General features: G+C 37.0%; 15 protein-coding genes. 4 read left to right on the plus strand and 11 right to left on the minus strand.

Annotated elements, in window-relative coordinates; all coding sequences use genetic code 11:
- Window positions 1–196: 196 nt before the first annotated feature.
- Complete coding sequence (gene nadA, locus LC115_07955) at window positions 197–1,186, minus strand: quinolinate synthase NadA (GenBank protein MCZ2356605.1); 990 nt, start codon at window positions 1,184–1,186, stop codon at window positions 197–199.
- Window positions 1,187–1,664: 478 nt separating this feature from the next.
- On the opposite strand from nadA, the gene LC115_07960 reads away from it, so the two are divergent.
- Genes LC115_07960 through ybeY form a run of 3 tightly spaced genes read left to right on the plus strand, consistent with a single transcriptional unit; the run spans window position 1,665 to window position 5,848 of the window.
- A complete protein-coding gene (locus tag LC115_07960; GenBank protein ID MCZ2356606.1) occupies window positions 1,665–5,009 on the plus strand; it encodes a hypothetical protein in 3,345 nt (1,114 codons plus the stop codon).
- Window positions 5,010–5,024: 15 nt separating this feature from the next.
- Window positions 5,025–5,417 (plus strand): ATP-binding protein, encoded by a 393-nt coding sequence (locus tag LC115_07965; GenBank protein MCZ2356607.1) that lies wholly within the window; start codon window positions 5,025–5,027, stop codon window positions 5,415–5,417.
- A complete protein-coding gene (ybeY, locus tag LC115_07970) occupies window positions 5,417–5,848 on the plus strand; it encodes an rRNA maturation RNase YbeY (GenBank protein MCZ2356608.1) in 432 nt (143 codons plus the stop codon). The genes LC115_07965 and ybeY overlap by 1 nt, the downstream gene beginning before the upstream one ends.
- Before the next feature lie 31 nt (window positions 5,849–5,879).
- On the opposite strand, the gene LC115_07975 is transcribed toward ybeY, so the two are convergent.
- The 6 genes from LC115_07975 to LC115_08000 all read right to left on the minus strand — a co-directional run bounded on the left by LC115_07975 (window position 5,880) and on the right by LC115_08000 (window position 12,764).
- A complete protein-coding gene (locus LC115_07975; GenBank protein ID MCZ2356609.1) occupies window positions 5,880–6,893 on the minus strand; it encodes a quinone-dependent dihydroorotate dehydrogenase in 1,014 nt (337 codons plus the stop codon).
- A gap of 12 nt (window positions 6,894–6,905) precedes the next feature.
- Window positions 6,906–8,696 carry an arginine--tRNA ligase gene (argS, locus tag LC115_07980; protein MCZ2356610.1) on the minus strand — a complete coding sequence of 597 codons (1,791 nt, stop codon included), beginning with the start codon at window positions 8,694–8,696 and terminating at the stop codon, window positions 6,906–6,908.
- 32 nt (window positions 8,697–8,728) lie between these two features.
- The gene (locus tag LC115_07985; protein MCZ2356611.1) at window positions 8,729–9,442 is read right to left on the minus strand and encodes a hypothetical protein; all 714 of its coding nucleotides are present in this window, start codon (window positions 9,440–9,442) and stop codon (window positions 8,729–8,731) included.
- Entirely contained in the window at window positions 9,435–10,412 is a 978-nt protein-coding gene (gene rocF, locus LC115_07990; GenBank protein ID MCZ2356612.1) for an arginase, read from the minus strand. The genes LC115_07985 and rocF overlap by 8 nt, the downstream gene beginning before the upstream one ends.
- Window positions 10,413–10,477: 65 nt before the next feature.
- A complete protein-coding gene (locus tag LC115_07995) occupies window positions 10,478–12,022 on the minus strand; it encodes an acyl-CoA carboxylase subunit beta (protein MCZ2356613.1) in 1,545 nt (514 codons plus the stop codon).
- Window positions 12,023–12,026: 4 nt separating this feature from the next.
- A complete protein-coding gene (locus LC115_08000) occupies window positions 12,027–12,764 on the minus strand; it encodes a YebC/PmpR family DNA-binding transcriptional regulator (protein MCZ2356614.1) in 738 nt (245 codons plus the stop codon).
- 205 nt (window positions 12,765–12,969) lie between these two features.
- Between LC115_08000 and LC115_08005 the strand changes: the two genes are divergently transcribed.
- Window positions 12,970–13,896, plus strand: a complete 927-nt coding sequence (locus LC115_08005; GenBank protein ID MCZ2356615.1) for a DUF2680 domain-containing protein — start codon at window positions 12,970–12,972, stop codon at window positions 13,894–13,896.
- 99 nt (window positions 13,897–13,995) lie between these two features.
- On the opposite strand, the gene LC115_08010 is transcribed toward LC115_08005, so the two are convergent.
- From LC115_08010 to LC115_08025, 4 genes are all read right to left on the minus strand, one after another.
- Window positions 13,996–14,625, minus strand: coding sequence for a fumarylacetoacetate hydrolase family protein (locus tag LC115_08010; protein MCZ2356616.1), 630 nt, complete (start codon window positions 14,623–14,625; stop codon window positions 13,996–13,998).
- Between the two features lie 8 nt (window positions 14,626–14,633).
- Entirely contained in the window at window positions 14,634–15,383 is a 750-nt protein-coding gene (gene fabG / locus LC115_08015) for a 3-oxoacyl-[acyl-carrier-protein] reductase (protein ID MCZ2356617.1), read from the minus strand.
- Window positions 15,384–15,423: 40 nt separating this feature from the next.
- Window positions 15,424–16,590: a glycosyltransferase family 4 protein gene (locus tag LC115_08020; protein ID MCZ2356618.1), complete on the minus strand. Its 1,167-nt coding sequence runs from the start codon at window positions 16,588–16,590 to the stop codon at window positions 15,424–15,426.
- A 171-nt stretch (window positions 16,591–16,761) separates the two neighbouring features.
- A complete protein-coding gene (locus tag LC115_08025; protein ID MCZ2356619.1) occupies window positions 16,762–18,873 on the minus strand; it encodes a hypothetical protein in 2,112 nt (703 codons plus the stop codon).
- Window positions 18,874–18,947: the final 74 nt, after the last annotated feature.

Below are 18,947 nucleotides of genomic sequence, written 5' to 3' on the forward strand. Positions count from 1 at the left end.
GATTAGAATTATGCTTAACAGAATAAAAAAATAAATTTTAAACAACCTCTTAGATCTCTTTGGTGAATTTTGGTTTCCTGTAAGCAGACAATGTCCGGGTTTTGTTTTTCAACCCAAGCTAAGAAGTCTTTTTTGATAGCGGAACGTAACCCATTGCAGTTTAAGGTTACTATTGATAACATAGTTGAGTTTGGTTTTAAATTTTTGCTTGTTTGCTGATTTCGAGCATTCTTTGGATGGGAAGTAATGCTTTTTGGATTATTTCTTCGGGCAAAGTAACTTCTGGGAGTTCATGTAGTAAGCAGCTATAAACTTTTTCGAGGGTATTTAGTTTCATGTGTGGGCAGCTATTGCAGGCGCAGGATTGGTTTGAAGGGGCCGGGATAAAGGTTTTTTCAGGGCAATGTTTTTTCATTTGGTAGATGATTCCGGGCTCCGTTGCCACAATGAATGTATTTGTAGTGGATTTTTTAGTGTAATTTAGTAAGCCACTTGTAGAGCCAACATAGCTCGCTTCATTTAGGACTACTTCTTCACATTCTGGGTGGGCAATAAGTTCAGCATCTGGGTAGCTGTTTTTCAAGTCTATTATTTTTTTCCGGTTAAAGATTTCGTGTACCATACAGGTACCGTTCCAGAGAATCATGTTTCTGCCGGTTATTTTATTGAGATAGGCTCCCAAGTTTTTATCCGGTGCAAAAATGATGGGCTGTTCTGGAGGAAATGAGTTTACAACAGCCGCAGCATTTGAGGAAGTAACTACCACATCACTAAGGGTTTTCAGCTCTGCAGAACAATTAACATAGGTAATTACTTTATGGTCAGGATATTGTTCTTTATATTTTCTAAAGACATCTGCTGGGCAGGAATCTGATAATGAGCAGCCGGCGTTTAAGTCTGGTAAAATGACTTTTTTCTTAGGGTTTAGAATTTTAGCAGTTTCGGCCATAAAATGAACACCGGCAAATAAAATGAGGTCTGCCTCTGTTTCGGCTGCTTTTTGGGCTAAACCTAAAGAATCGCCAATATAATCTGCAACATCCTGTATTTCAGAATCTTGATAATAATGAGCTAAGATAACCGCGTTCTTTTCGCGCTTTAAGCGCAAAATTTCCTGCTCTAAGTCAATAGTTGGGTCTATGAACGAATCAACGAAACCAACTTTTTCCACAATTGTTGTTTCCATAAAATAAAAAAAATGCTTTATAATTTATACTTAAACTTTATTATATGTATTATGTTCTGTGAATAGGTGTAAAAGTAATAAACTTTGATAATGGATTACCTTTCCCACAACTTTTCAATAAAACTTGTATTTTTACTTTTTAGTTTCAGAATATCAACATACCTATATTTTGAGACTTATTCACGAGTGTTGATTTCTCTAAATCCTAATTTTGTTGAAAACCAGTTATTCACTTTTTTGTTGAATACTTGTTGAAAGTAGTAATTTTAATTGTTGAAAACTTTGGAAATTATCTTTCAATTTTCTCTTTTAGCTGGAGTTTTGAGTTTTCAACATTTTATTGTGATGTATCTTTAATGTTTGTTTACTATTTTGTGAATAACCATCATACTTAAAAAATCCTATTTTATCATTCAATATGAAATGATTTGGTTGTTTTTTGGGTTAAATATTGTATCTTTGTTAGTTGTTTGAGGTTATGGGTGATGTGTCTTTTATTCAGCAGAAATTAGATGCTTATAGGCGAAAATACTATCTAAATCGGTTGCTTCGTGGGTTTCTACTTTTTTTATTTATCATTACCTTACTGTTCATTTTGTTTTCGGTTTCTGAAGGTTTTCTTTGGTTATCAATAACATATAGGACGGTTTTATTTGCTTTATTTTCGCTTATCACTTCATTTTTATTTTTTCGGTACATTTTACAGCCGCTTATAAAGTTGCAAGGAATAGGGAAAGTTTTAACCCAAGAAGAAATAGCGATACAGATTGGTAAATATTTTCCGGATGTGGATGACCGCTTGTTGAATCTATTACAGTTAGCTGCCAAGCGCGATGATGACCAAGATAATTCACTGCTATTAGCCGCCATTGATGAAAAAGCTGCCCTTTTGCGTGTTGTTCCTTTTACCAACGCTATCAATTTACGTTTAAACTATCGTTATGCTCGGTACTTGCTTTTGCCTTTCTTTTTAATCTTATTTATTGTTGGCTTTCAGCCGGATTTACTGACCAAAGGCACGTACCGTTTATTTAACTTTCGTTCTCATTTTGAGCCTCCGCCTCCCTTTGATATTACTTTTTCCGGCTTGCCTAACTCGGTTGTTCATGGAGATTCCTTGCCGATACATATTTCAGTCAAAGGCGATGTTTTACCAAATGAACTCTTTCTCTACTATAAATTTGGTCAGGAAGAATCTTTTAGCCAGTTAATCTTAAAGAAGACTTCTCCCACAAGTTTTGCTACTTCTTTTCATTCCATAACTCAGGATATGGAGTTATATGTTGGTAATGAATTAGTTAAGTCTTCTTTGAAGCGGATTAAAGTTCACGTTCGTCCGTCTATTTCAGATTTTCAGGTTACAATAGTTCCGCCGTCATACACTCGCTTATCAGCCGAAACCCTGCAAGCCAATCGCGGTGATTTTGAAGCCTTAAAAGGTTCAACGATTTCTATTGCTTTTCAATTCAAAGGAGATATTCAGGAAGGAGTAATCCACACACCAGAACCTGTTTTGTTATCCAAATCCACCCGTCCGGTTTTTAAGAAAACGATTATGCAGGATTTCAGCTATTACGTAACCTTAAAATCTTCTGTGGGTTTAGCAAATTTAGATACCATTCATTATCAGGTGAAAATGCTTGAAGACAAGTATCCTTCGATAAATGTTTCACAACCTTCTGCGGAGTTTGTTCCGGGTTCTACGGCCATGATGCCCATTCAATTAGAAGCAACGGACGACTACGGAATATCAAAACTTGAATTACTCTACAAATTTACCAAATCTGCCATCCCCAATAAAGTTACAGAAAACTATAAAACACTCCTTTTGCCAATAACCCCCTACCAATCCTATTTAGCTTATTCTAAATCTCTTGACTTATTTCAATTAGACTTTTTGGAGGGCGAAGAAATGGAAATACTCTTCAAAATTACAGATAATGATGCTATATCTGGTTTTAAATCAACAACTTCGTCCATTTATAGAGTAAAAATGCCTTCTCAATCCGAACTTTATGACGACCATGAAAAAACCCAAGAAAATACAACTGCTTCCATAGAAGATATGAAAAAGGAAGCTATGGAGCTAAACAAACAATATGAAGAGCTACAGAAAAAGTTCCTTGAAAAAAAACAACTTACTTATGAAGATAAAAAGCAAGCTCAAGACCTGCTAAAAAAACAAATGCAGCTACAAGAAAAATTTGAAGCTGAACAAAAAAGAATTAAAAATGAGCAACAAAAGTCTGCCGAAAATAACCTCTTTGATGAACAAACACTAAAAAAATATGAACAACTACAGCAGTTAATTCAGGAATTTATGACCCCAGAAATGAAGGAATACCTGAAAAAAATGCAAGAAAATCTTGATAAAATGGATTTAAGGCAGTTTAAACAAGAAATCGAAAAGGTAAAACAACAAAATGAAGACTTTACAAAAGATTTAGAACGAACCCTTGAACTATTTAACCAACTAAAAGTTGAACAAAAAATTGACCAACTCATAAACAAAATAGATGCCTTAGAAAAGAAGCAGGAGATGTTAGCCGAACAAACAAAAAATGCAAAATCACCAGAAGAACTAAAACAAATTCAAGATAAACAAAAACAATTAGAGGAAGAAATGAAGAATATCAAAAAAGATATTCAGGACTTAAAAGATTTAAAAGAAAAAACAAGCTCACCCGATAAAGAAGAAATGGATAAACTCGATGAGCAAGCAAATGATGCCGAAAAAAATATGAATAATGCCTCAGAGAACCTCTCCAAAAACTCTAAATCACAAGCCAATAAGTCCCAAAATGAATCTAAAAAGAAACTAAACGACATGAAGCAAATGCTCAGTAATATGAAACAATCTTCATCCAATGAGCAAGACGAAGAAAATTATGAAGACCTGCGAAATTTATTGGAAAACTTGCTAAAATTATCTTTTGACCAAGAAGAGCTAAGAGACCAAGTAAAAAAAATACGCTTTAACGACCCTTCATTACAATTCAAACTCCAAAAACAAAAAGCATTGAAGGATGATATGGTGATGCTTAAAGATTCCCTTTACGCATTATCAAAAAGAATTGTGCAGATAAAAAAATATGTTACTGATGAAGTCAATACAATTCAAAATAGCATGAAGCGAGTGATTCTTTTTATGACAGATAAACAGATTCCGCAGGCTACCTCCGAACAGCATTTTGCTATGACCTCCTTGAATAATTTGGCAAATATGCTCACAGAATCTTTGGAACAGATGCAGATGCAGATGAAAAACTCCCAACAAAACCAAGGCTCTTGCAACAAACCGGGAGGTAAAAAACCCTCTATGAGAGATGTTGCTAAAATGCAGCAACAATTAAATAAAGAATTGGGAGAAATGATGAAAAATGGCACTCCAGACCCCAAAAAATTAGCTGAATACGGAGCAAGACAAGAAATGATCCGCCAACAAATGAAAGATGCTTACGAAAAAATAAAACAAGAACAGGGAGAAAAAGGACTTGGAAACGCCGATAAAATCATGGAAGATATGCAAAAAACAGAAATAGAACTGATGAACCAGCACCTTACCCACGATATGCTGATGCGCCAGCAACAAATACTTTCCAGACTATTAGACTTTGATAAATCTGTACGTGAACGCGAATTTGATGATAAACGCGAATCTAATACCGGAAAAGAAGACTATCAACGATCTACCAAAGACTTAGAATTAGATAAAATCAAACAACGAATCCGTACCGAAATATTTAATTCTACAAAATTTCAATACACACCGGAATACAAAGATTTAATAGACCAGTATTTCAAACTTATTTCACCAAATTAAATTAAAAATATGTATATGAAAATAGAGATAAAAAGTTCAATAGATGAGCTAAGTATAGTTGAAAACTTTGTTGATGATTTGAATGCTAAATTAGATCTATCGGACGAAATATACGGAAACATAATGATAGCTGTTACCGAAGCAGTTAACAACAGCATTGTACATGGAAACGCGAATGATATTAATAAGAAAATTCAGATAGAAGTCTTTCAAAAAAACCCCAATATAGTATCTTTTAGGATCCAAGACGAAGGCCCGGGTTTTGATGTTCAAAAGGTAAAAGACCCCACACTTCCCGAAAATATCGAAAGCATTGGAGGTAGAGGAATCTTTGTCATGAAACACTTATCCAACGAAATGATTTTTAATGACCCCGGCAATTCAATAGAACTACGATTTTTGATTTAATGGATTTCTTTTATTACGAAGATACCTTATTTAGACTACCAGACCCTATTTTTACAAAAGAGTTTTTACAAAATATTTTAGGAGAATTAGCATTAGGTTCTTCTATCGAGATTATTTTTTGTTCTAATCGTTATATCGAACAAGTAAATGCCTATTATTTAGCGCATAATTACCCAACGGACATCATTACTTTTGCTGCTAACCAAGAATTCCAAAACCCCACTTTGTTTATTTCTGTGGATACTGTTAGCGATAATTCAGAGATATTTAAAGTTCCCTTTTTACAGGAATTATTTAGAGTAATTACTCATGGTATTTTACATTTATCAGGCTATAATGATTCAACCGAAACAGAAAAAATAATCATACACAACAAAGAAAACTATTTTTTAAACAAATACTACGATGTTCCACGTGGAACAAAAAAATAGCATAAAAAAATGTTCCACGTGGAACAAAAAATCAATATAAATACTGAATAATCTCCTTTATTATTGATGGTCCCTGATAAACAAATCCCGTGTATAGTTGTATTAAATTTGCACCGCCATCAATCCTTGCTTGTGCATCTTCCGGTGTAAATATCCCTCCTACTCCAATTATTCCTAAACTCGTTCGCTCCCTAACTTGTACCAATCTTTCTGACGCTATTTTGGTTAGCGGTTTCCCGCTAATCCCGCCAGATCCTAATTTTTGAATAACATCTTCCTTTGCTGTTAAATTAGCGCGAGAAATGGTTGTGTTTGAAACAACAATTCCAGATAATCGAACTTTATGGATGGTTTCTATAATATCATCTAATTTATTCTCGGTTAAATCGGGAGCAATTTTTACTAAAATTGGACGATTTTGGAGTTTTGTATTTTGATTTTGTATCTCATTAAGTAAACGATACAAAGGTTCTTTTGTCTGTAAATCGCGCAGTTCGGGTGTGTTTGGTGAACTTACATTTACCACAAAATAATCAGCAGCTTCGGATAATTCGCGAATACAAGCACAATAATCTAATGCAGCATCAGCGTTAGGAGTTGTTTTGTTTTTGCCAATATTAACCCCAATAATAAAATTAGCTGATTTTTTTTCTAACCTTTTCCGAATCACAGTACTTCCGTCATTGTTAAACCCCATTCGGTTTAAAATAGCAGAATCCTGTGTAATACGAAAAAGTCTTGGCTTTGGGTTACCTACTTGCGGCCTTGGAGTAACTGTCCCAATTTCTACAAAACCAAAGCCTAAGTACTGCCAAAAATCCAATAACACGGCGTTTTTATCAAAACCAGCAGCTAACCCTAATGGATTTGGAAAAGATAATCCAAATAAATGAACCGGCTTTAGAGGAATATCCCGATCCGGAAACCACTTAAAACGATTGCTGAGAATACTTAAAAAACGAAGCGAATTAAAGGTAAAATTATGAACCCTTTCGGCATCCGCTTGAAACAAAAGAGGCCGAATATAATCTTGGTAAAAATCCACAAAACTAAATAATTACATCCGATTAGGAGCTTTTATTCCTAAAAGCCCTAAACCATGATACAAAATCTCCCCTATCATCTTGCAAATAAATAGCCGATTGCTTACTAAACTTCTATTGTTTTCTTTAAAAATAGGTACTTCATTGTAAAAACGGCTAAATAACTTAGCCAATTCATATAAGTAGTTCGCAATAATAGCCGGATTGTATGCTAAGCCGGACTCAAGAAGCTCATATTGGTATTGATGTATTTGCCGCAATAAGTTCCGCTCAATAGGCAATAACGTAATAGAAGTAGCTATTTCTTCTGCCGTATAATCTTCCTGAATACCTTTATTTAGCAAAGACTTTATTCGGGCATACATAAACTGGATATAAACACCTGTATTTCCCCTAAAATCAATAGATTCGGTTGGGTCAAATAAAATGCGTTTTCTTGCATCTACTTTTAATAAGAAGTATTTTAATGCTCCCTGCCCTAACGTTTCATAAAGTTCACTGAGTTCTTTGTCGTTAAGTTCATCTGCTTTGCCAAGCTCTTCGGTTTTTGTTTTCGCCACTTGGTGCATTTCGCCTAATAAATCATCAGCATCAACGACCGTACCTTCTCTGGATTTCATTTTTCCGGAGGGTAAATCTACCATACCATAAGATAGATGAAATAAGCCGGAAGCATACGGCTTGCCGAGTTTTTGAAGAATGGCTATAAGTGTCTTCATGTGATGATCCTGTTCATCACCAATTACATAGATAGACTTTTGAATACGATGGTCAAAATACTTTTTATCAGCTGTTCCCAAATCTTGGGTAATATAAACGGATGTGCCGTCTGAGCGCAATAAAAGTTTCTCGTCTAACCCTTCTTCAAATAAATTTATCCAAACGGAACCACCTATTTTTTTATAAAAAATACCTTTTTTTAACCCTTCTTCAACGATTTCTTTGCCTAATAGGTATGTAAAGGATTCATAATAATATTGGTCAAAATGAACCCCGATTCGTTGATAGGTTTTTTGAAAGCCATCATAAACCCAGCCATTCATTTGTTTCCAGAGTTCTCGTATTTCAGGGTCATTTGCTTCCCATTTTCTGAGCATTTCTTGGGCTTCAAGGTAAATAGGTGCTTGCTCTTTAGCGTCTTCTTCCGAAACTTTTTTTGCCCGAAGCTCTAATATTTGTTCTTGGTAAACACGCTCGTAGGTAACATAATATTTTCCAACCAAATGGTCTCCTTTGATATTTGAGGAAGCAGGCGTTTCTCCGTTACCATATAGCTTCCAAGCAATCATAGATTTGCAAATGTGTATTCCCCTATCGTTATACAAACAGGCACGAATAACAGTGAAGCCAAGAGCCTCTAATATTTTACTGACGGAATTACCTAAAAATATATTACGCAGATGCCCCAAATGAAGAGGCTTATTGGTATTCGGAGATGCGTATTCTACCATAACACGCTTATTATGACCTATTTGAAGTCTAAAAAATGATTCTTCTGCTTCTATAGATTCCTCCAAAAAAGCCCACCAATAACTTTCTCGAATTACTAAATTCAAAAAACCTTTGATAACAGTAAAACTTTCAATAGGTTTATAGCGGCTTACTAAATGCTCCCCGATCTTATTTCCTAAATCTTCCGGTGAACCTAATTTTAATTTAACCAAAGGAAACATTAAGGCCGTAAAATCTCCAGAATGTTCTGGGTTGGTAGGCTGTATTGAAATACTGCTTGGGCTAACCTTTTGTTGAAATAACTCTTCAACAGAAACACTTATTTGGTGCTGCAATTCTGCGATGAAATCCATGATTTTTCAGTTTTAAAGGGTGGTTTAATGAGTTACCAATGCCTAAATTTTTGCCGAAAAGAAAATCCTACTTCCAATCCTGCATATAAAATGAAATTCGGTATGTTTTTCCAAACGGTAGGGTCATAATTAGGCTTCATCCGGATGATGTGATAGTATTCCATACCGCCAAACATACTAATAACCCAGTTATCTTTCATCCCCCAAAGCCATTGATGACCAATAGCAAAGGAAGCACCGGGTTTGTGAATAATTTCTGAATGAATTAATGAATATTCTAAATTATAGAATTGTGCCCGAATAAGCCCATATCCTATTCCTAAATAAACAAAAGCCCCCTCCGGAGCATTAAGCGTTTTTATGTATTGCTTGATTCCTGCACGAAAAATAGGGCCATGTAATTTTTCACGGTCAAAACCATAGTTTTTGTAAAAATATCCCGCAGAAGTATAAAAAAACTTATTGTAAGGAGACTTAAATACCGCACGAAGGATATTTCCAAACTGAGATGGACCATCAACCGGATTTCCGTTTACGTCAAGTTTATCTTCCCGCTGATAATAACCGGCAGAAGAGAAAAAATAACGATGTGGAGATAGTTTTCTTTCAAAAGAAAAACGAAGTTCCCCAAAAAGCCCCCCTAAGGGGTCAAACTTATAAACCAATACATTTCTTGACGGCTGCGCGTAACAACTGTTAGCAGCCAGAAAAAAAAATCCCACTAAAAGCAAGATAATTTTATTCATAAATCAAACTTTGGATAAGTTCAAATGCAATTTCAGCCATCCTATTTTGATTATCTAATAGCGGATTTACCTCAACAATTTCAAATGCGATTAGCTTTGGGCTTTTCCATAATATTTTCAGCAGTGATTTTGCCTGCTCCACAGTAAGCCCATTTTGAACCGGAGTGCCTGTTCCGGTTGAAATTGAGGGATCTAAACTATCTACATCAAAACTGACATAAATATAATCGCATTTATCTAAGTAGTTCAGCGCGTTTTGTGCAACATATTCAATACCATGTTTTTGAATATCTTCCGGATCATAATATTCAATATTTTTTCGGTGAATAATATCCCATTCGGGCTGTTCTAAGTCCCGAATATCAATTAAAACGAGGTCTTCAAAAAGAATTTTGGGGCTGATATTGCCTACATTGCAAAGTTTTTCCCAGAGGATTTCTGTGCGTTCATCAAGTTTATTAACCTGAGAATCCAGATTTTTAAGGTTCAATGATATTGCTAAAGGCATTCCGTGAATGTTTCCGGAAGGGGTTGTGTAGGGAGAATGGATGTCGCCGTGGGCATCAATCCAGATTACGCCGAGTTTAGCCTGCGGATACGTGCGTTTTATTCCGGCAATAGTGCCTCCGGCATTTGCATGGTCTCCAGCTATCACAAGGGGGAAAAAACCGGTTCCCAGATATTGCTTAATCCGTAAACTGATTTTTTCATATAAGAGCATCATTTCGTCAATTTTTTTGGCAAACTTATGTTCCAAAACAGGGGAAATCCACCCGGTATCGCTCTCTATGGATTCAGAATGGTAGGTCAAAAAAATATCAGAATGCTTTTTGAGAGCGGCAAACTTGATAGCATCTATTCCAAGGCTTGAGCCAAACGTTCCGGCACCTAATTCTGATCTGATTTCTAAGAATTTGATGTTTCGATGCATCGTTTTATTTGATAAAAAAGAAGTTTGTGAACCAGACATAAAACTGCAATAGTAGCTTTGAGCAAAGTTAGTCAGTTTTTTAAAGCAAAAGTAGCCTTAAAGAATTACAAGGGAATATTGCCATGTTTTTTAGGGGGCCTTTTAACGGCCTTTGTTTCACAGATTTCAAAGGCTTTGATAAGTTTGGGGCGTGTTTCGGAAGGCACAATGATTTCATCTACAAAACCTCTGTTAGCAGCCCGATATGGGTTGGCAAATTTTCGGGTATAGTCATCTACTTTTTCGGCTAATTTTAGTTCCGGGTCGTTTGCTTCGGATATTTCTTTTTTAAAGATAATTTCTGCGGCTCCTTTTGCGCCCATAACGGCGATTTCTGCCGAAGGCCATGCAAAGTTCATATCTGCGCCAATATGTTTAGAGTTCATCACATCATAAGCACCGCCATAAGCTTTGCGTGTGATTACCGTGATTCTGGGTACTGTTGCTTCGCAAAAAGCATATAGCAGCTTTGCTCCGTTGCTGATAATGCCGTTCCATTCTTGGTCTGTGCCGGGTAAAAATCCCGGAACATCCACAAAAACCAGCAGTGGAATGTTAAAACTATCACAAAAACGGACAAAACGGGCTGCTTTTACGCTTGCGTTAATATCCAAACAACCTGCTAAACAAGCCGGCTGGTTAGCAACGATTCCAATACTTCTACCGGCAAGCCGAGCAAATCCTACTACAATATTTTCTGCAAAATTTTGATGAATTTCAAAAAACGAATCCTTATCCGAAATAGCGTTGATAACGTCTTTCATATCATAAGGAAGGTTTGGGTTTTCAGGTATAATGCTATCCAAAGCTGGCACGGCTTCATCTTGCTGCAAACTATAAGGTAATCTTGGCGGAAGTTCCTCACAGTTTTGTGGGATATAGGAAAGAATATTTCGGATACCTTCTAAGCAAGCGATTTCATTGGGAAAAGCTGCATGACTTACGCCACTTTTGCCGGAATGGGTAATAGCTCCCCCGAGTTCTTCGGAACTAACGGTTTCATGGGTAACGGTCTTAACGACGTTTGGCCCTGTAACAAACATAAAGGAAGTTTGTTCGACCATAAAAATGAAGTCGGTAATAGCTGGGCTATAGACAGCTCCGCCGGCACAGGGTCCCAAAATAGCAGATAGCTGCGGAATAACTCCGGAAGCTAATGTGTTGCGGTAAAATATCTCGGCATATCCAGCCAAAGAAACCACACCTTCCTGAATCCGCGCCCCTCCCGAATCATTTAATCCGATAACAGGAACGCCATTTTTCAAGGCTAAATCCATAATTTTGCAAATCTTCTCTGCAAAGGTTTCGGATAATGACCCGCCCAAAACGGTAAAATCCTGGCTGAAAATATAAATAGGTCTGCCGTTTATTTTGCCGTATCCGGTAACAACGCCATCACCTAAAAAATGCTGCTTATCTAAGCCAAATTCGTTTGAACGGTGGGTTACAAACTTTCCAATTTCTTCAAAAGAACCTTTGTCTAAGAGTATTTCGATTCTTTCGCGGGCAGTTAGTTTCTTTTTTTTATGTTGAGCATCTATTTTGTCTTGCCCGCCACCAAGTAGGGCTTCGGTATTTTTTCGGGCTAATTTTTCAAAGCTTGTTTCCATATAGTTAGCTGATTTTTTCTAACAACTCATCAGTAAGTTCTAAATTATGATAAACGTGCTGCACGTCATCATCGTCTTCGAGTAAGTCAATGAGTTTCATTACTTTGGTAGCATTTTCGATGTCTGTGCCGGTGTGGTTTGCCGGAATCCACTCTAAGGTAGTGCTTTCCGGTTCAATTTTATGTGCTTCAAAAAAGGCTATCATTTGCCCATACTGCTCAAAAGGACAAATGACGGTGTAAAAACCGTCATTGAGTTCAGCGTCTTCAGCACCGGCATCAAGGAGTTCAAAAATAAAAGATTCACTATCGAAATTATTATCTTGGATAATAAAGACACCTTTTTGGGAAAACATAAATCGGACGGAGCTTCCGAAGTTTCCGCCTACTTTGTTAAAATAGCTGCGGATATTGGCTGCGGAGCGGTTTAGGTTATCGGTAGTGCATTCCACAACGATAGCGATTCCGCCGGGGCCGTAGCCATCATAAACGATTTCTGTTAAGTTTGCGCTATCAGAACCTGCACCTTTGTTGATAGCACGCTCAATAGCATCCTTAGGAACACTGTTTTTCCGAGCATTCTGAACCGCCAAACGTAACCGAGCATTACTCTCAAGATTTCCTCCGCCTAACTTGGCTGCAACCGTAATCTCTTTTGCTAATTTAGTGAATATAGAACTCCGCTTACTATCGGTTTTTGCTTTTTTTCTTTTAATCGTAGCCCATTTACTATGACCAGACATAATTTGATAAGATAAAATCTGCTTGCAAGTTAGTAATTATTGTAAAAATAACACGAACCTTAGTACCAGATTCGCAATTGATTTAAACCGAATATTTAAGTATCCTTTTTCTAAGAATCTAAAAATCAGCTATTCTCAATTTTTGATTCTGAAAAAAACTTGCATTTCTTTGAAATGTGTAACTTCGCAAGCCAATAATTAAAATATGAATCAAATAAATCCTACCTTGATACGAGTTGTGGTAACGGTAGTTATCTTAGCAATGCTATCCGGTTTAGGGTATTTTTTTGTAAGCAATCAAAAACTAAAGCAAGAAAACGAACAACTGGCTGAAAACCAAGTAGAACTCGATAAGGAAATTGAAGAACTCAATACCAAAGTGGGTGATATGCAATCCCAAATCCAAGATAAAGATCTTGCTATTGCTGAAAAAGATAAAAAAATCCAAAACCTAACCAAAGAAATAAATGATAAAAAGTACCAAGTCAATAAATTAATGGAGGCCGGAAAAATCACTAAAAAACAAGCTGAAGAGTACAAAGCCCGAATTGACCAAATGGAATACTATATCAAAAAATATCAACAAGAAATAACTACCCTCAAAGAAGAAAATAAACAACTAAAAAACCAAAACCAAGATTTATCAAACGAAGTTAAGAAAAAAGACAGCCTTAACTATGAATTAGAACAGGAAAAGTTTCTGTATGAAACCAAGTTGGCAGCAGCAGCAGTACTCAAAACGGCTGATTTCAAAATAACCGGCTTAAACCGCCGCGATAAAGAATTTGACTCCAATGAAATGAAAGCCTCAAAAATTGAAAAAATAAAAATCTGCTTTAATATCATTGAAAATCTAGCTGCAACAGCCGGAAAAAGAGATGTTTTTATCCAGATTACGAACCCTAACGGGCAGGTCGAAAAAAACTTTGAAAATACCAGCGGTTACTTCACCTATGACGGCAAAGAGCAGATTTATACCCTAAAAACATCAGCTAATTACAACCGCGAAACAATCAACATTTGTGAAATATATAACCACCCGGATAAAAACGATTTTAGCAAAGGAAATTATCAAGTAAAAGTATTCTGTGAAGGGTATTTGATTGGTAAACAAGAATTTACATTACGTTAATTTACAATAGATATTATAAACAATAAGTTTATCTATAATTAACTTATCTAAAAACAAATAACGATTAGACAAACTAAGGCAAGTGGGCTTAATAGCCGCTTAAATCTTTACTAAAGTATTGCCAATAGAAACGGTTAGTATTTCATGCCCGTTGAGTTTTCCAGCTAATAAGTCTCCATGATTTACTTTTCCCACCCCCGCCGGTGTGCCGGTAAAAATAATGTCTCCTGCTATTAAGGTAAAATACATAGACACAAATGAAATAATCTTTGGAATGGAAAAAAGCATTTCTCGAGTATTTCCCTGCTGCTTTTGTAAGCCATTGATAAACAATTCAAAAGATAATTCATGGATATTTTGAAAAGAGTGAATTGGGTAAAATTCGGATATAACGGCTGACTTGTCAAATGCTTTACTTAATTCCCAAGGTAATCCCTTTTGTTTTAGTTTTTGTTGTAAATCTCTTGCGGTGAAGTCAATTCCCAGCCCAACACCGGATAGGTAAGAATCTGCTTGGGTTTCGGGAATATCTTTCCCTTTTTTCCCTATTTTGAGTGTTACTTCACACTCGTAATGTATTTCGGGTGAAAATGTTGGCAAAAAAAAGGTATTTCCGCTTTGGAGTACTGCCGTTTCGGGCTTCAAAAAAATAACAGGATCTTCAGGGATTTCATTATTTAGTTCTCGGGCGTGTGCTGGATAATTTCTACCGATACAAATGATTTTCATGGAGATAGTTAGTCAATAAACATTCCGCCATCTACGATGATTACTTGTCCGGTGATATAGGCGGCATAAGGTGAGGCGAGGAATACGCAGGTTCCGGCAACATCTTTGGGGGTTCCCGGACGTTTTAACGGTATTTTTTGCAACCATGTTTGGATTTCAGAATCTGGTAAATTAGCGGTCATTTCTGTTTGAATAAACCCGGGTGCAACGGTATTTGCGCGAATACTTCTCGAACCTAATTCTTTGGCAATGGAATTTGTAAAACCAATTATTCCGGCTTTGGAAGCAGCATAATTTGCCTGCCCGGCATTTCCCGTTAAGCCTACAATAGAACTAATGTTGATGAAGCAACCTTTTTTAGCCTTTAAAAAAATTTTACTGGCGGCTTTGGTGTAGTTAAAAACACTTTTTAGGTTTGTATTTACCACAGTGTCAAATTGTTCTTCGGTCATGCGGAGCAGCAAATTGTCTTTGGTGATTCCGGCATTGTTGATTACGCAATCTAACTTTCCGGCTTTTGCAACAATGGTATCAATGACTTCCTGTGCTTTATTAAAATCAGCAGCATCAGCTTGAAATGCAAATACCTTACAACCAATACTTTGTATTTCAGAAACCAAAGAATTTGCTAAATCAGAATTATTTTGATAGGTAAAAGCTACATCTGACCCTTGTCTGGCAAATTCAAGTGCAATTTCTCTACCAATTCCTCGTGTAGCTCCCGTAATGAGCGTAACTTGACCTTGTAATAATCCCATGATAAACTTTTGCAGGCAAAGTTAAAAAACAAATGTAACTCTATTGGCTGTTTTTGAGCAAAGAAGCATATAAACTGTCAAATTTTTGGATATAGCTATTTTCGCTAAAATGGGATTCAACGCGCTCTTTGCCAGATTTTCCGTAACTGATTCTTAGGTCAGGGTTAAATATTAATTTTTTGAGAGCATCTGCTAAGGCAGTTACGTCATTGGGTTTGAATAGCAAGCCGGTTTGTTCGTGTACAACAATTTCTGTTAATCCGCCGTGGTTTGCGGCAATAACCGGTTTACCGGAATACATAGCTTCTATGGCTACCAACCCAAATGGTTCCGGCTCCGTAGAGGGAACTACCGCTATATCCAAAGCCGGCCAGAAAGCCCAAATATCTTGCTGAAATGAAATAATCTGAAAATAAGCCTGATAGTTAGTTTCGGCAATCTTTTTTTGCAGTGCTATTTTAAATTCATCTTGGCCAGGAGGTACATCTCCAATAAAAATAACCCGAAAATTGGTTATTCCCTGGCTAAACAATGTAGCGGCGGCTTCTACCAATAATGTTTGCCCTTTCCAGCGGTTAATTCGCCCAACTAATCCAAGCAAAATTGTTTCTGATGGATAGTTATATTGCTCTTTTAAGGAGATTGGCGAAGAGGGAGTTTCCGGAGGGAGTACACAGTTTTCTATCACAATAGCTTTGTGTGATATTTTCGGGCATTCTGAAATCAGCAAATCTCGTGTTGCAGTAGAATTGCAGGGAACGCTATCTGAAAACTTTTCAATAATACGTGGTAGCCACCGGCGAACAACAGGCGGGTTTACAATCATTTCGTGAATGTGCCAAACATGGCAGATTTTATACCGCCACGCAAAAATAGATCCGCTTAAAACCGCTAAAGTGCAAGTATGCAAAATATCTATTTTCCCGAATGGACGTAAAACCTGCCGGAGTTGCCTTAAATTTTGCCATAAACTAAATGGTAACGAAAGAAGACCCCGAACCGTAAATAACGCCCTCGAAATAACTGCTAACTTACAGTAAACAATAGTTATATTCTTAGATTCTAAGTAATTACTCAAAATCCCCGATTGTGGTAAGACTACAACTACCCGAAATTTTGTCTTATCTAATCCTACCACTAAGGCGGCTAACATCTTGTCAGAGCCATACCATTCAGAACCTTGATGTAAAAAAACAATAGTTTTCATAGTAAAATACTCAGAATAAGTGTATTAAGTTTTGTTTAGCTATAGCTTTGAAGTTTATCGCTGGATTTTTTAAAATATAGTTGCAGCTAATCAATAGCTTGATTAAAGTTTTGTTGTAAGGCAAGAGAGTGTTAAAAAGAAAGTTATTTGCTATGGTAAATATTCTCATAATTACTTGACAATAGCGAATTTACCTCTCTTTATCCGGCCGCTTTCTAAGTCTTTAACAACAAATAAATACAGCCCACGTGCCAGAATTTGGATATTAGTAGAAAGCAAATTCCAAGCGTGTTCGCCCCCTGAAAAAAGAGTATTTGTGGGATCTGAATAGGTAGAAAACCATTTGGAATCCGATCCGGTATAAGAATTTTCTGTGTGAACAAATGAATGGACAATATCACCTGCAAGGGTGTAAACAGTAACTTCACAATGAGCTGGCAAGTTAGCAAATGTAATTTTTCTAAGTTCCTCATTACTATCATATTCCCAACCTGCTTTAGCATAATATGGATTGGGATACACAAAGGGATCTCCGTAGATAAAATTATCGTTAGCAGGCTTTCCGGGGAAAATGCGTTTCATAGCGGTTGGGCTTAATCGGCTGGTTTCTAATGAAGCCAAGTTACTCTCTGGGTCGCCTTGGTCAAAGGCAGTGATGGCCATTGCCTGCTGCCAGCCGGCCGGTAAATTTAAAAAAGTATAGCGATATTGATATGCTGTTGAATCACCTACAAAGTATTGTGGCTGAGGTAGTTTTACGGATTGCATTCCATTATTGTACCCAAACTGATTGTCGGGCATATCAAATTGTGCAATGAGCTTTAAGGCACTTGCAAGATTTTGGGTATTGGTAACATCAAAGCCGGTTGAGGTTTGGTAAATTCGGTATCCTTCAAAATCTTTTTTTTGGGTGATTGGGTCTATGGAGTTTTCGGCGTTATTAGCCCAAAACAGTGTTACTTGATTTTCGGAAACGACCCAGCGTGTTTTGGGAATATCCGGCGGGGTGGGTAAGATATAACGGGTTATCTTTCCGTTACCGTCTAAGTCTTCACCTTCATCTAAGATTCCGTTAAAGTTTTTATCTTCACCATTGTAGGCGGATTGTGCCCAGGCCGCATTTTGAGCTAAAAGCTGCTTTTGTACTTCATTATCGGTTATGTTCGGGTTGCCATCTTCATTTTTCTTGGCTAAGACAATAGCAAAGGCAATTGTAACGGTTTCTCCGGGTTTTATTGCTGAAAATGGCCCTACCGAGATTAGCTGCGAACGATTACCCGGAATTTTTAGCTGAGCCTTAATCGTTGATTCCCAATTAGGGTCGGTGTTTAAGCCGCTGGAGAGTTTGGCATATCGTTCATTATCATTTTGAGGGGCGCGATAGCTGGACGTAAAGTCCTTGAAATTCCAAGAATTAAAATAGGCATTAAAGTTTGGGGTTATTTTAGGGTGGTAAAATTGGGTAGTACTTTCGGCACCTAAAAACTTTGTGCCGATGTAGCTTTCTGTAAAACCTATATCTCCGGTCGCATCAAACTCATAACCAAGTAATAAGCTATCCATAAATCCAGTTCCGCTTTTATTGTAAAAGGCAGTACCTCCTGAACCTGCGGCAGTTACGTTTACGTTTCGCACTACGGGGTCAATCCAAAGTCCTAAGTAGGCATCGTTCCAAGTATTTGTGCTCACGTTTGTAACTTGATAATTCAGGATTACGAAGAAATCTGCAAATGAGTAGTTCCAATTATAGGCTTCAAAATGAACGCCGGTACCTATTGGGCCGTTTTCCAATGTGCTGATTGGGGTGCTGGTGCCGGGTACCACAATGTTAGTATCTGTGAAATCTGACACTAAATCTTGGTGAGAGATAGCGTTAGGTGTATAATTGGCGTTATCTAACAGTGAAGACCGCTCAATTAGCTCACTCCCGATTGCGGCTGTGTATTCAAAACCGGCCTTTCCGGTTGTGTAGCCACTGGCATCATCAACAGCACCGGTAGAAACAATTATTGAACCGCCATTTGATTTTGCCCCAATCCACAACCCTCCTTCAAACAAATGCTCTATACCCGAATTTCGAGGATATTCACAAGAAGGATACTTTAACACAACATAACTTCCCTTAAAAGCGTTACCAACCATACCTAAGTTGTTGATTGTCATTCCTATATCTGCAGCAGTAGTAACTTTTTCAGAAAAGGAAGCCTGCCCCCAAACGCTGTTATTGAGTAAAACCCCTAAAAAACAATAGATAAGTATTTGTATGTCTTTTGAAGCACACATAGGCCGTAAAGTTACACAGATTTCAGTGCCGTTTTAGGGTGTAGGCATTCAAAAGTTTAATTTCATTACGATAA

Source organism: Bacteroidia bacterium (assembly GCA_026932145.1).
Classification (GTDB): Bacteria; Bacteroidota; Bacteroidia; order J057; family JAIXKT01; genus JAIXKT01.

Bases quoted from the DNA above. Each gene is read 5' to 3' on its own strand.
- nadA (MCZ2356605.1), bottom strand. From the start codon at position 1,186: ATGGAAACAACAATTGTGGAAAAAGTTGGTTTCGTTGATTCGTTCATA.
- LC115_07960 (MCZ2356606.1), top strand. From the start codon at position 1,665: ATGGGTGATGTGTCTTTTATTCAGCAGAAATTAGATGCTTATAGGCGA.
- LC115_07965 (MCZ2356607.1), top strand. From the start codon at position 5,025: ATGAAAATAGAGATAAAAAGTTCAATAGATGAGCTAAGTATAGTTGAA.
- ybeY (MCZ2356608.1), top strand. From the start codon at position 5,417: ATGGATTTCTTTTATTACGAAGATACCTTATTTAGACTACCAGACCCT.
- argS (MCZ2356610.1), bottom strand. From the start codon at position 8,696: ATGGATTTCATCGCAGAATTGCAGCACCAAATAAGTGTTTCTGTTGAA.
- LC115_07985 (MCZ2356611.1), bottom strand. From the start codon at position 9,442: ATGAATAAAATTATCTTGCTTTTAGTGGGATTTTTTTTTCTGGCTGCT.
- rocF (MCZ2356612.1), bottom strand. From the start codon at position 10,412: ATGTCTGGTTCACAAACTTCTTTTTTATCAAATAAAACGATGCATCGA.
- LC115_07995 (MCZ2356613.1), bottom strand. From the start codon at position 12,022: ATGGAAACAAGCTTTGAAAAATTAGCCCGAAAAAATACCGAAGCCCTA.
- LC115_08000 (MCZ2356614.1), bottom strand. From the start codon at position 12,764: ATGTCTGGTCATAGTAAATGGGCTACGATTAAAAGAAAAAAAGCAAAA.
- LC115_08005 (MCZ2356615.1), top strand. From the start codon at position 12,970: ATGAATCAAATAAATCCTACCTTGATACGAGTTGTGGTAACGGTAGTT.
- LC115_08010 (MCZ2356616.1), bottom strand. From the start codon at position 14,625: ATGAAAATCATTTGTATCGGTAGAAATTATCCAGCACACGCCCGAGAA.
- fabG (MCZ2356617.1), bottom strand. From the start codon at position 15,383: ATGGGATTATTACAAGGTCAAGTTACGCTCATTACGGGAGCTACACGA.
- LC115_08020 (MCZ2356618.1), bottom strand. From the start codon at position 16,590: ATGAAAACTATTGTTTTTTTACATCAAGGTTCTGAATGGTATGGCTCT.
- LC115_08025 (MCZ2356619.1), bottom strand. From the start codon at position 18,873: ATGTGTGCTTCAAAAGACATACAAATACTTATCTATTGTTTTTTAGGG.